Here is a 12,340-nt window from a genome sequence, read left to right on the forward strand (position 1 = left end):
CGCCGGGCGGCCCGTCAGGGCCGCGGCGTCAGGACGGGTCGCCGTACAGCGGCGTCAGGACGGGTCGCCGTACAGCAGCCCCCGCCCGTTGGTGCCGACGTACACGCGGCCGTAGACGTCGGGGTCACCGGTGACGACGCCGGTGCCGGCGAAGTTGCCCCACTGGTGGGCGTCGTCGTTGACGCGCAGCCAGCTCGCGCCCCGGTCGGTGGAGCGGAACACCCCGGTGGCGTCCTTGACCGTACCGATCAGATAGAGCGCCTGGTAGGAGGCGCCGGGCGCGGCCTTGCCGAAGCCCAGCGCGGAGGCGGCCCGCACCCCGGCGACCGGGGCGAACGTACGGCCGCCGTCGGTGGAGTGCAGCAGCCCCTTGCCCCCGCCGGAGATCCACAGGTCCCCGGCGACACCGGGAACGGCCGCGAGCCGGCCCTCGGGCAGTCCGGTGGCGCGGGCCGAGAAGGTCGCGCCCCCGTCCGTGCTGGCGTGGAGCGTGCCGCCGGACAGCGAGTAGAAGGTCCTGGCCGAGGAGCGGTCGGCGACGACGACGGCACCGGTGCCGAGCCCGCCGACCCGCGACCAGGTCCTGCCCTTGTCCAGCGACCGGTACGGGGCCTGCCCGGCCTGGGTCCAGACGATGACGGAACCGTCCGCCGAGAGCGCGACCTGCCCGCTGTGGGCGCTGCCGACCGGCTCCGACCCGAAGCCCGTCCAGGTGCGGCCGCCGTCGGCGGAGTACGCCCCGTCCTGCGCGCCGCCCCGGCCCACGCGGACCATCACCGAGGGGTTGGACTGCGCGAAGTCGATGTCGGTGCTGTTCGTCATCACCGGGTTCTTCATCTGCGCGCCGGGCACCTGGAGCGAGTCGTGGCGGAAGCCGCCCTGGTCGCCCATGGAGGTGATGACGGCGGCGCCGCCGGGCGGGGCGATCGCGTCCGCCAGCGCGGTCTCCTCAAGACCACGCGCCCCCACGGCCCAGTGGCTGGTGCGGCCGCTGTCGACGGCGTCGGCGTCCTTGCTGCCCCAGATGCCGTTGCCGGTGCCGTACAGCACGTGCCCGGAGTCGAAGGGGTCGATGGCCAGGGCGGTCATCCAGTGCCCGATGCCGGTACCGACGTAGGGAGCGCCGGAGGCGTCCCGTACCGACGTCGAGCCCAGACCCTTCCAGCTCGCCCCGCCGTCGGTGGTCCGGTAGATCTCGTCCTCGGGCCACCAGCGGTCGAGGGTGGTGACCATCACCGTGGACGGCTTGCGCGGGTCGACGGCGAGACCGGAGAACCCGTAACTGCCCCGCGACGGGGAGACGTTCTTCCAGGCGCCGCCCTTCGGCGCGTACTTCCACACCGACCCGGCCGTCACGCCATTGGGCCCGAGGGCGTCGGTGTACGTCAGGTACAGCGAGCCGTCACCGGAGACCACACCGTGCTGCGGCAGCTGCCCGGTGGGCTGCCCGGGGACGGCCTGCCAGGTGCCGCCGCCGTCGGTGGAGCGGTACAGGGAGGCGGACTTGTCGGCGACACCGACGTAGACCGTGCCGCTGCCTGCCGGTCCGTACGTCACGAAGGAGATGCCCGCGCCGCTGCCCGCCCCGCCCTTGACGGGGAACGAGGAGACCTGTCCCCACGTCACACCGTGGTCCGTGCTGCGCCACAGCCCGTTCTTCCGGGTGCCCAGCAGCAGGGTCCCGGGATGCGCGGGGTCGATCGCGAGCCGCTCCCCGGCGCCGCGCCCGTCCTCGTTGCCGCCGATCTTGAAGGGCAGATCGGTGCGCTGGAAGGTGCGGCCCCGGTCGGTGGAGCGCAGGATCGCGCCGTTGCCCGCCCACTCGTTGGTGTAGGTGCCGGCGGAGAGGTAGAGCCGTGCGGGGTCGACGGGGTCGGTGGCCAGCGAGTCGATGCCCAGCAGGTTCCAGTCCTTCTCGCCGATCCAGTCGGTGAGCGGGATCCACTGCGCGGCGGCGGCGTCCCAGCGGTAGGCGCCGCCCATGTCGGTGCGGGCGTACAGCAGGTCCTTCTCGCGCGGGTTGAACACCAGGCCGGTGACGTAGCCGCCGCCGACGACCTGGGCGTTCTTCCAGGTGTACGGCCCGGCGGCGGCGGTTGCCGCCCCGCTCCCACTCCCGTTCCCGCTCCCGGTGGCCGGCGCCTCGCCGACCCTGACCAGCTTCCACTGCTGGTTGGTGCTGCCCTTGCCCGGATACTGGACGACGGCGGCGCCCTCGGCGGAGGAACCCCCCAGCACGTCCAGGACCTGCCCGCTGCGGCGAGAGGTGAGGGTGACGGCCCCGGAGCCCACGTCGTCGATCCGCCACTGCTGGGAGGCGGCGGCCCGGTCGGTCTGCTGCTCGGCGACGGCGGCGCTCGCGGTGGAGTCGCGCGCTATGCCGAGCACCTTGCCGCTGTTGCGGTTGACGAGCTCGTAGTAACCGCCCCCGGCGGACTTCAGCTTCCACTGCTGGTTGGCGGTGTGCTGGTCGGTCCACTGCTGGATCCGGGTGCCGTCGGCGGTGGAGAACGCGTTGACGTCCAGCACCTTGCCGCTGCGCACGGAGACCAGCTGGTAGTAGGCGTCGGCGTCGACGGTCGCGGCCTGCGAGTCGTCCTGGACGAACAGGAAGTACGGCAGCACGATGGCCGGCACGCCGAGCATCAGCCCGGTAGCGGTCCAACGCCGCCGGTGCCGGCCGCGACGGGCGCGGGGGCCGGGGGTGCGGGTGTCCACGGATCTGTGTATGGGTTCATTCACGGCGGGTCGATCTCCTTGCGGCCGTACACCAGAGACAGGACGGATCGCCGACGAGCGGGACTTGTCGATCGGATCCGGTAGGTGGTCAGTGGTCAGTGGTCGCTGGGGTGGGGGGAGGTTGCCGTGGGGAGGGGTTTCTTGGGGGGACTTTTCGGGGGGCGGGTTTCTGAGCGCCCTCAACGAGGTCGGCCGGCCATCCACGACCGTCCCCCGGAGCCGTCGCCTCGGAGCCGACCCTCGGACCTGACCGGCCCGGCAGCGGTACGTCCGCGATCGCGAGCGCGACACAATCAGGTGAACGTCCCGTACGCGGCCCGCCCCCGGCCCGGCCGCCCGTAACCTGCTCCCGAGATGACGACCGACTTCGCCGACGAGGCCCGCAGCCGCACCGCCCGCCTGCTCCGGATGGCCGCCACCACGGACGATCGGGTCCGGGACCAGATCGTCGAGTACGCCGCGACGACCCCGGACCCACCACCGCTCGGCCCCCACGGGATCCAGACCCGCGGCTGCGGCCGGTGCCGACGCACGATGTGGGCGCAGCGGGACTATTGGGTCTGCGCGTCGTGCGGGCATGTGGAGGATGCGTAGGCGGGCGGGCTGGCGCGGGGCGCGGTTGTACGAGGCCGGGCCGGGGTCGTGCCGACGGGTCCTGCCGAGGACCGCGGTGCGGAATCTGGCGGAGTGGTGAGGCTCCGGCTCGCCTCATGTGCGGGGAGCGCTGGGAGCGCTGGGAGCGCGGTCGCGGCGAGGTGGCGCTGCCGGGCGATGCTGTTGCCGCTGGTCAGTAACGCGCGGCGAGCCGCTTGGTCCGGCTGGTGGGTCAGATGTGGCCGAGGTCGATTTCCACCGGGAAGGGAGCCGCGGCCTTGAGGACGCCGGTGAACACCTCTCCGTCCCGGTAGGCCCCCGTCGCGGGATCGAGAACGTACGTGTACACGAGAGGAAGGCCGGTCGCGGCCTGCTCGATCCGCCAGTAGAAGCCGATGCCCGCCTTGGCGTACTGGTCGACCTTCACGACCCGGTCGGTGGTCTCCGAGCCCGGCGACACCACCTCCGCGACCAGCAGCACATGCTCAGGACGGGTGGGGGTGATGTCGATCGTGTCCGCGCGGTACACGACGACGTCCGGGCGGCGATTGGTGAGCGGGACGTCCTGAAGCCGGACGTCGAAGTCCGTGTCGGCGTTCCACTCCGGGCCTGCGGCGGCATCCAGGGCGTTCGCCAGAATCCGAGCGAGTCGGTTGTGCCGCTTCGACGCACTCGGACTCACGACGACCATCCCGTCCACGATCTCGATCCCGGCGCACTGCTCCTCGGACCAGGACTCGTACTCCTCCGCCGTGATCTGCTCGTGCATCCACGCCGGGGCCACCATCTCGGCTGCCATGAAGCACCTCCCGGACACTGTGCTGAGGACCCGATCCCGCTGGACTCAGCGTACTGGCTGCCACCCGTCCGGCACGCTGATCCCGCTCACGCCCCGCACCGCCGACCGGCGTCTGCGCAGGAGCCGGGGCTGCTTCATGTTCATGGGCGCTGGTAGGTCTGGCGTGCGCCCCTGACGTGCGCCGGCGCATCCAGAGGGCCCTTCGCGGCATCCCGGCCCGGAGTCCGTGCCGCTCGGCCGTAAGGCTGTCTGGACGCTGTGGCTGCGCGAGATCGCGCGCACGGCCACCGCTGTATACAGGCGTTGACGTCAGTCTTGGATGTCGACCGACCGAGAATCATTGAACTTCCAGCCTGTCTCCTGAGCACACCTGTTGATCTCATCGGCACCTGCCTGAAGTACGGCGACACGTGTGCCTTGGCTGAATCCAATGCCGAAGTGTGTCCTTGCTCGGCCGAGCCAGGGCGGCGGGGGCGCGGGTGTCCGGCGGCGTGCTTCCTCGGTGAGCCGGGCCCGCTCCTGCTCGATCCACCGTTGCGTCCGGGCGAGGTCGGCCGCCTCGGCGCGGCACCCTTGACGAGCGGCTCACATGAGAAGGGCCCTGCCCCATACCCTGTGAAGTGACTAGCTGCACAGAGATGGGACAAGGCCGTGTCACCTGACGCTACCCCGGACCCGTACGTCGACCCGCTGAGGTTCGGCCAGAGAATGCAGATCCTCCGCGAGCGCCGAGGCATGAGCCGCACCGTCCTCGCCGGGCTCGTCGACAAGTCGGCGAGCTGGGTGAAGCGAGTGGAGAACGGTCAACTCCAGGCACCCGGCATCGATATGGTGATGATGATCGCGGAGGCGCTGCGTGTCCGGGACCTCGCTGATCTCACCGGTCGACCGGACAGGCACGTCGACCTGTTCATCGGCCCTGGCCACCCGCGGCTCGCCGCCGTCCGCGCGGCCGTCGACTCCTACCCCCTGACCACGAGCCGCGAGGCACCGTCGGCCGAGCACCTGCGGGCCCGGCTCGAACTCGCCTGGTCGCAGCGGCACTCCGCCCCCAACCACCGCGAGGTCATCGGCTCCCTGTTGCCCGGTCTCATTGAGGACGCGCAGCTCGCGGTCCGTCAGGCGCAGCAGCCCGCCGAGTGGCGCGCGGCGCAGGCAGTGCTCGCCGAGGTGTATTCGCTGTCGCAGTTCTTCGTGGCCTACCAGCCCGACAGCAGCCTGCTGTGGCGGGTCGCCGAGCGCGGCATGGTCGCAGCCCAGCAGAGCGACGACCCCCACGCCGTGGGCGTCGCTGCGTGGCTGATGGCGCAGGCTCACCGCGACTCCGGGCCCGGCCACTACGAGGCTGCCGACGCGGTCACCGTCGAAGCTCTGCGGTACCTGTCGCCTCTCCTGCCGGATGCCTCGGACCCCGTGCTGGCGATTGCTGGAGCGCTCACGTTCGAGGCCGGGTATACGGCGGCTCGCCGCGGCGAAAAGGGTGTGGCGTGGGGGCATTGGGACAGGGCGCGGGAGATGGCCGGGCGGCTGCCCGTCGACTACTTCCACCCGGTGACGTCGTTCTCCCGCGCCATCATGGGCGCGCACGCGGTGACCGTGGCGGTTGAACTCCACGCCGGTCCGGAGTCGGTGAGGCAGGCCGGGCGGGCGGACAGCGTGACGATTCCGTCGCGGCCGCGCAGGGCCCGGCACCGGATCGAGGAAGCCCGAGGCTTCCAGCTCGACGGGCAGCCGGACGTGGCGATCGCGACTCTCGACAAGGCGTACGAATCGGCGCCCGAGACGATCCGTTACAACGGCTACGCGAAGTCGATCATCCTGGAAGAGGCCGAGTCGAAGGTCGCGGACCGGCGGCGCCGAGCGGCTGAGCTCGCCACGAAGGTCGGTCTGCTCGCTGCGTGAGCAAGGGGACACCATCTGTGTCCTCGGTATCCGCAGGGCGCCCCTACGTTCGGAGACGGAGACCATCCATCACCGATGAGGGGGCGCCCTGTGCACGCCATCAGCCCGGAACCCGCCCGAGATCCACGCCCACGTGTGGCTCTGTACGCCTGCGTAGCTACGGATCACGATTGCGTGCCCACGCTTGAGCAACTGCGGGCCTACGCCACCGAGCAGGATCTCGTCGTCACCGCTGCGTTGTACGACATCGCGCCCACGGACCGGCCACGCTCGCAGCGCCGCGCCCTGATGCGCGTCACCCACCTCGCCGAGGAGGGCCGGGTCGCGGGAATCATCACGCCGTCCGCTGCCCACATGGGCGCCAGCACGCCGACGGACCGGGCCAAGCTCGGCGCCTGGCTGACAGACCTCGGAGCGTTCATCCGGTGCGTCGAGACATCTGAGGCGGTCGCATCGTGATCGACCAGCAGACGGCCATTTCCCAGTGGCTCGCGTCCGCGCACACCACCCCGTCCGCGGCCTGGCTGGAGTGGGCGCAGGGCGGCGCGGCCATGCTCCCCTGCGGCGGCATCTTCGACGCCGTGCGCATCTCCGCCGAGATCGTCCATGCCGCCATGCAGAGCGGACACCCCGAGGTCGTCGGCCCGCATCTGGAGCGGATGCTGGACGGCCCGGTCATCCACGACGCATACGCGAGGAGCGTCTCCTACTACGCCCTCGTACCACCGGGCACCTGTACCCAGCACGACACCCGGGACGTCCAGCACCTTGCCCGCGGGACCTATCTCGGGGTCCCCGACCTCCCCCGCACCGCACGGCCCGGGATCTACTGGCTGCTTCCGCCCCGCGGTGTAGGTGACCTCTGCACACCGGAAGGGGTTGGCCGGCTGATCCGGCTCGGTACCCAGCGCATCGCCAACCCAAGGTCCGCGCCGGGCCTCGACTTGGGCGACATCGAGCGGGGATGCCGCGCCCTGCTGACCGGGACGACAACCCGGGCGCACGATCTGGATGCGGCGGCGGAAGCGACGGCGCGGGCCCACGGTTACCTCATGCTGGCGCTGCCAGCGCTCCACGACGCGGCGGCCCGGATGCCATCCGACGCTCCCGCGCGTAGCCGCGTCCTGCTGGCCATCACCGAGGCGCACCGACAGCTGGGCCAGGTGCGGGAGGAGAACACGCCGGTCCGGCAGTACGTGCACGCGCGGAATCTCGCTGAGTGCTGCCGTGATGTGGTGCAGCTGCTGCGCGAGCTGGAGGCGTCACCCGATGGGCCGACGTCGGTCGTTGTCGGTCGCTAGGGGCGGACGAGGTCGGACAGCGGCACGTCGAGGGCGTCGGCGATCAGGAGCAGCGTGTCGATCCGGGCGGCGTGGTGCTCCATCTCGACCGCGGTTGATGGTCTGCCGGTCGGCGCCAACGCGCTCCTCAATCTGTGTTCCCGTGGCTGGCGGGTAACCCCCGCCCCTAGATGCTCCGGGTGTCCGCAGGTGGCACCTTCGAGCCCGGCACCGGTCGGCCCCCTGCTCCATGCGAGCAGGGGGCCGTTCCGTATTCGCCGGGTGCGACCTGGGCTTTCTCCGTGATCATTTAGGTGATATTTAGGAGATCGCCGCGCGAGGGAGACCGTTTCGAGGACGTGCCAGACCGTGTACAGCGCGGGAGCTACAGAGAAGAGCCAGGTCGGGGCACCTGCCCCGACATGGCTCTTTGTCGTGTAGTGCCTTGAAGCACTGGTGCCCCCGGCAGGATTCGAACCTGCGACACCCACTTTAGGAGCGGGATCGAATCCCTGATCGAGGGTGTTGGATCATGCCAGGTGGTGCTGTCCTCGCAGGTCAGCACCACCTGGCATGATCACCAGTCCTGCCTCTGGCGGCTCATGCTCCACCGTCCGCTCACGCATCGCTCACGCAATTCCGTTCGTCTGACCAGCGAGGTCTCCGTCGGTGCAGTGATGTTCTGTCCGGTGTCCCGCCCGCATGTAGGTCCATCCAGCCTTAAGCTGCCGACCTCCTTGTCCCGAATCGGGTTGAGGCGAGATCAGTGCCTGGGTTTCTGGTGTTCTGCTTGTTGCGCCTCAAGCTCGCTTCGGGCAGTGGCTCTCACCGTCGTTTACCGCGTATGTCGAGACCTCTGCCGAATGCACCGACATCACGGGGTCAGGTCCGCCACGCTCCTGGGCGCGCACTGGGTCCCACAGGTATAGGACATCGCCGCCCGTGCTGAAGGCGAGCAGCGGACGATCGGTTGGGAGTGGTCCGTTGTGCACAGAGAGTTTGCCTTCGAGTGGCTGTACGCACATCCGCCTGCCCTGGATTCCGAAGTAAGGTTCCGGGGCGGTCGCGTTCACCACATCACGGGCGGCGCGGTGGGCTGCTTCGGAGGTTCGGTTCATGAACGCAGCTCCACCAGCGACGACGAGCATGGCGGCAGTGCATGCGGACACGGCGCTCACAATGCTCTTCTCCCAAGCCCAGTGGAAGTGGCGCGCCCAGCCGTAGAGGGCCAGAGACGGCAGCAGCAGCCCTATGCAGCCGAGCGTAGGGAGCAGTGCGGATGCACCGGTCCAATAGACGGGGGTTGAGACCGAGTCAGCGGGAATTCCGAATGCATCCTCCAGATACAAGAACTGCAGGAACGAGCCGACGAACGGCAGGGCCCACGGCAAGGGCAGGACGAACACGGTGAGTAGGGCGGCGGCGTGCCTGCTGATCCAGGTCTGGCGAATGGCGAACCAGCATCCCCGGGGTACAAACCACAGCAGAGCCAGACAGGTGCATGTGAGTAGAATGCTTCTGACCTGTGCGGCGACCCCGTAGGGGTTCTGTTGGTGCCAGATGTATCCGGGCATCGCGCTGCCGACGAAGAGCAGGGTCCCAGCTGCCCAGCGCAAGAGCCGAGGGCGACGCGCATTACTCGTGTACCAGCTACCGACGTACCACGCGGCGACGGCGAGCGGTGCGAACATGGCCAGCTGGCCGAGCAGGGATCGGTCATATGCAAGCCAGCCGTAGAACATGAGCAGGAATCCCAGGGCAAGGCGGCATGCTACCCCTCGGCGGTCGTGCCACCAGGGATTCCTACCTTCCGCCACCTCATTGGCCTTGGGCCCCACGCTCTTTCTCACTCCATGGCATGACTCGTCGAACTCGAAACCTCCGAGCCGTTGTTGCCCGAGCCGCTCCAGGACCTCCGCTTCATCAACGGATGGAACGACGTCGATGGTGCACTGCTCGTCGGCGAGTCCTGACTGGCTGCGCAGCGAGGCCAACCAGCCAAGGCCCCGCCTGCTTTGCCAGCCGGACTTTTGAAAGACCCGCCAGGTCACCAACGGCTCGGACGCCTGAGTGCGGACGAGGGAACCTCCCACGATGGTCACGGGCACGTGCTTGCCCACAACCTCCAGCAGCCGCTTGCGGGCGCCGGTTTCGGCACCCCTGCGCGAGCCGGGAAGTCGGACCTCCACGACGTACGCGGCTTGGTTCTCCGGCCGCCCGGTATCTTCCTGTTCGCTGGCCGGTCGGATCGCCCAACCTTGCTGTTCGCACAACCCCTTGGCGAGCAGCTGATCACGCTCTCGCTTCGGAGTCCGGAAGATCAGATCCACCCGTTCGTCGAACTCGGTAACTGGCACGGGGACTTCGAAGCCGCCGACAGCTGCATCGATCTGTGACGCGCCGGATCGGACCTCGTCCCCCACCCTGCGTGGACTGGGCAACCCTGCCCCTGTCCCTGTTCTCCGTTCACCATTCGAGGATGTGAGACGACGAATGAGCAACGTGCCGAGGAGTATTGCCACGGATTTCCCCTTGCTGTCAGCGTCATGCCAGCGAACGAGATGGGCGCTCATCGAGCCGTGACCATCCCATGACCCAAGTGCGATCACGGTCGCACGGAGCACTGACAATCCCGCCCGAAGCTAAGGACCGCGAGAAATGGGGGACCGCCTGGGTCGAGACCGAACGTGTCTTCACCAAGGAGAACGGCGAGATGCTGCACCCCGCCAATGTCACGCAACAGTTCATCGAGGTGTACGAGGAGATCGGCCTTCCGCCGGTCCGGCTCCACGATCTCCACCACGGCGCCGCGACGCTGGCCCGCGCCGGCGGGGCCGACCTGAAGGCCATCCAGGAGATGCTCGGCCACTCCTCGATCACCACCACGGCCGACACGTACACGAGCCTGCTCCCCGAAGCGGACCTGGCGGTCGCCGAGGCCGCAGCCCAGCTCGTCCCGCGCGCCCGCGCCACCTCCGAAAACACCCCCTCGAAGCGGAGGCCGAGCCCGACGACGTGGAGCATCCCGGCCCGGAGTACGTGCCGGATGATGCTGATCCGTCGGTAGAAATTTCGGAGATCAACTCTCCGTCCGCTCACGCACCAACTCACGCAAACGGTCCCGGACGAGGAGTTCGAGGCCGAGTAGAGCCCTCCCTGGGGGGGAAACCCCCAGGTCAGAGCGGTAACGCGTTGTGCCCCCGGCAGGATTCGAACCTGCGACACCCGCTTTAGGAGAGCGGTGCTCTATCCCCTGAGCTACGGAGGCGGGGATCTGTCGGCCCTCGTGTCGAAGAGCGGATCGCGGACGCGGTCCCGTTCCTCGGCACGTTCGGACAGATGGGTGATCAACCGGACGAGCGACTGATCGCCGCCGCCAGTGTAGCGGGTGGCGTGCCCGGCGTACGGGGAGATGCCGGGCGCTGGGGGTCCCGGTCAGGGATCCCGGTCAGGGGGCCGGGGCAACGGTCCCGCCTGCGGGGGAGTTGACGGCGACCTTGTGGCGGGGGAGTTGACGGCGACCGTGCGGCGGGGGCCCGGCACCGCGGTCTGTACGGTGTCTCCCCGTAACAGTGAATGTGAACGCGGTTCCGCCTGGGCGGAGTACTTCAGGCGGACGGGGAGTGGAACGTGGCAGGCACCCACATATGGGCCGACACGCTCGACGCGGCAGCGCGGCGGCCTGGCCAGCAGGGGCCTGATCACCAGGGGCCCGGCCAGCAGGGGCCTGACCACCAGGGGCCTGGCCAGCAGGGACCCGATCACCAGGGACCTGATCACCACCCCCGCACCACCCCCCAAGCCGTACGCGACTCCTGGCGGCGGGCGCGGACCGCGTTGCTGCTCCACATCGCGTTGCGCCTGGTGGGTATAGGCGTGGTGGGCGTCTGGGGGCACCGCAAGGGGCTGGGGCTGCACGAGGTGCTGGCGACCCGGTGGGACTCCGTCTTCTATCTGAACATCGCCCAGCACGGCTACACCAGCCCGATGGTGCCCGGCTGCGGTCTTGGCGGCCCCACCTGCAAGCTCGCCTTCTTCCCCCTCTACCCCGCCCTGATACGGATCACCTCCGCCGTCACCGGGCTCCCGGCCGACCGGTCGGCCTGGCTCGTCGCCCTGGCCGCCTCGCTCCTCGCGGCCTGGGGGATCTTCGCCGTCGCGGAGAAGCTGTACGACGCGCGGGTCGCCCTGTTCGCGGTCGCCCTGTACGCGGTCGTGCCCCACGCCCTCGTCCAGTCCATGGCCTACACCGAGCCCGTGTTCACCGCGCTCGCCGCCTGGGCCCTGTACGCGGTGCTGTGCCGGGCCTGGCTCACCGCCGGGGCGCTGGCCCTGCTCGCCGGCGCGACCCGCCCCTCGGGTCTCGCCGTCATCGCCGCCGTCGTGCTCAGCGCCGCATGGCAGCTGCTCCCCGCCGGAGGCAGGCGTACCCCGCAGCTCCTGCCCGCCCGGGGCAGACGCGCGCCGCGCCGCCCCACCGCACGGTTGTACGGCGCGATGGCCCTGGCACCCCTCGGCTGGGCCGCCTTCGTCGTCTGGGTCGGGCACCGCATGGGCAGCTGGGACGGGTACTTCGTCGAACAGCGCCAATGGGGCTCGACCTTCGACGGCGGCGTCTTCACCGCCCAGCGCCTGCGCGACCTGTTCACCCTCCCCACCCTCACCCTCGACTACGTCGTGGCCGCCGCGACCGTCGTCACCGCCGTCATCCTGCTCGCCGTCCTGGCCCTGCGCCGCCCGCCCCTGGTGATCTGGGTCTATGCCGCCGCCCTTGTCCTCATAGCCGTCGGCGGGGCGGGCTTCTTCCACGCCAAGGCCCGCTTCCTGCTCCCGGCCTTCCCCCTCCTCTTCCCCCTCGCCACCGCGATGGCCCGCGCCCGCCGGACGACCGTGTGGTGCACCCTCACCGGAGCCGCCCTCGCCTCCGCCTTCTACAGCGGGTACCTGACCATGGTCTGGACGCACTCGCCGTAGTCCGTCCGCCTCGCAGTGCGGCCCGCAGCCCCGCCCCGGGACCCGTACTCCG

General features: G+C 69.8%; 10 protein-coding genes and 1 tRNA gene. 6 read left to right on the forward strand and 5 right to left on the reverse strand.

Annotated features, from left to right (window positions below; all coding sequences use genetic code 11):
• Nucleotides 1-54: 54 nt before the first annotated feature.
• On the reverse strand, nucleotides 55-2,718 hold the full coding sequence (locus ABZ404_RS28420; RefSeq protein ID WP_358833965.1) for an RICIN domain-containing protein: 2,664 nt from the start codon (nucleotides 2,716-2,718) through the stop codon (nucleotides 55-57).
• Between the two features lie 375 nt (nucleotides 2,719-3,093).
• Here ABZ404_RS28420 and ABZ404_RS28425 point away from each other — a divergent pair, with 375 nt between their 5' ends.
• Entirely contained in the window at nucleotides 3,094-3,333 is a 240-nt protein-coding gene (locus ABZ404_RS28425; RefSeq protein WP_358833966.1) for a hypothetical protein, read from the forward strand.
• Between the two features lie 232 nt (nucleotides 3,334-3,565).
• Here the strand turns inward: ABZ404_RS28425 and ABZ404_RS28430 are convergent, their stop codons facing one another.
• A complete protein-coding gene (locus ABZ404_RS28430; RefSeq protein WP_358833967.1) occupies nucleotides 3,566-4,132 on the reverse strand; it encodes a Uma2 family endonuclease in 567 nt (188 codons plus the stop codon).
• Between the two features lie 651 nt (nucleotides 4,133-4,783).
• Between ABZ404_RS28430 and ABZ404_RS28435 the strand changes: the two genes are divergently transcribed.
• From ABZ404_RS28435 to ABZ404_RS28445, 3 genes are all read left to right on the forward strand, one after another.
• Nucleotides 4,784-6,034 (forward strand): helix-turn-helix transcriptional regulator, encoded by a 1,251-nt coding sequence (locus ABZ404_RS28435; protein WP_358833968.1) that lies wholly within the window; start codon nucleotides 4,784-4,786, stop codon nucleotides 6,032-6,034.
• 174 nt (nucleotides 6,035-6,208) lie between these two features.
• Nucleotides 6,209-6,493, forward strand: a complete 285-nt coding sequence (locus ABZ404_RS28440) for a hypothetical protein (RefSeq protein ID WP_358833969.1) — start codon at nucleotides 6,209-6,211, stop codon at nucleotides 6,491-6,493.
• On the forward strand, nucleotides 6,490-7,335 hold the full coding sequence (locus ABZ404_RS28445; protein WP_358833970.1) for a DUF6415 family natural product biosynthesis protein: 846 nt from the start codon (nucleotides 6,490-6,492) through the stop codon (nucleotides 7,333-7,335). The genes ABZ404_RS28440 and ABZ404_RS28445 overlap by 4 nt, the downstream gene beginning before the upstream one ends.
• On the opposite strand, the gene ABZ404_RS28450 is transcribed toward ABZ404_RS28445, so the two are convergent.
• Both ABZ404_RS28450 and ABZ404_RS28455 read right to left on the reverse strand, forming a co-directional pair.
• Complete coding sequence (locus ABZ404_RS28450) at nucleotides 7,332-7,454, reverse strand: hypothetical protein (protein WP_358991034.1); 123 nt, start codon at nucleotides 7,452-7,454, stop codon at nucleotides 7,332-7,334. The genes ABZ404_RS28445 and ABZ404_RS28450 overlap by 4 nt on opposite strands.
• 660 nt (nucleotides 7,455-8,114) lie before the next feature.
• Nucleotides 8,115-9,671, reverse strand: a complete 1,557-nt coding sequence (locus ABZ404_RS28455; protein ID WP_358833972.1) for a hypothetical protein — start codon at nucleotides 9,669-9,671, stop codon at nucleotides 8,115-8,117.
• A 242-nt stretch (nucleotides 9,672-9,913) separates the two neighbouring features.
• Here ABZ404_RS28455 and ABZ404_RS28460 point away from each other — a divergent pair, with 242 nt between their 5' ends.
• Nucleotides 9,914-10,381, forward strand: a complete 468-nt coding sequence (locus tag ABZ404_RS28460) for a tyrosine-type recombinase/integrase (protein ID WP_358833973.1) — start codon at nucleotides 9,914-9,916, stop codon at nucleotides 10,379-10,381.
• Nucleotides 10,382-10,509: 128 nt separating this feature from the next.
• Here the strand turns inward: ABZ404_RS28460 and ABZ404_RS28465 are convergent.
• Nucleotides 10,510-10,582, reverse strand: a tRNA-Arg gene (locus tag ABZ404_RS28465).
• A gap of 362 nt (nucleotides 10,583-10,944) precedes the next feature.
• On the opposite strand from ABZ404_RS28465, the gene ABZ404_RS28470 reads away from it, so the two are divergent.
• Nucleotides 10,945-12,288: a glycosyltransferase family 39 protein gene (locus ABZ404_RS28470; protein ID WP_358833974.1), complete on the forward strand. Its 1,344-nt coding sequence runs from the start codon at nucleotides 10,945-10,947 to the stop codon at nucleotides 12,286-12,288.
• Nucleotides 12,289-12,340 lie beyond the last annotated feature (52 nt).

This window comes from Streptomyces sp. NPDC005878 (assembly GCF_040629815.1).
GTDB lineage: Bacteria > Actinomycetota > Actinomycetes > Streptomycetales > Streptomycetaceae > Streptomyces.

Coding starts and splice junctions, on each gene's coding strand:
- ABZ404_RS28430 (WP_358833967.1), bottom strand. CDS start 4,132: ATGGCAGCCGAGATGGTGGCCCCGGCGTGGATGCACGAGCAGATCACG.
- ABZ404_RS28425 (WP_358833966.1), top strand. CDS start 3,094: ATGACGACCGACTTCGCCGACGAGGCCCGCAGCCGCACCGCCCGCCTG.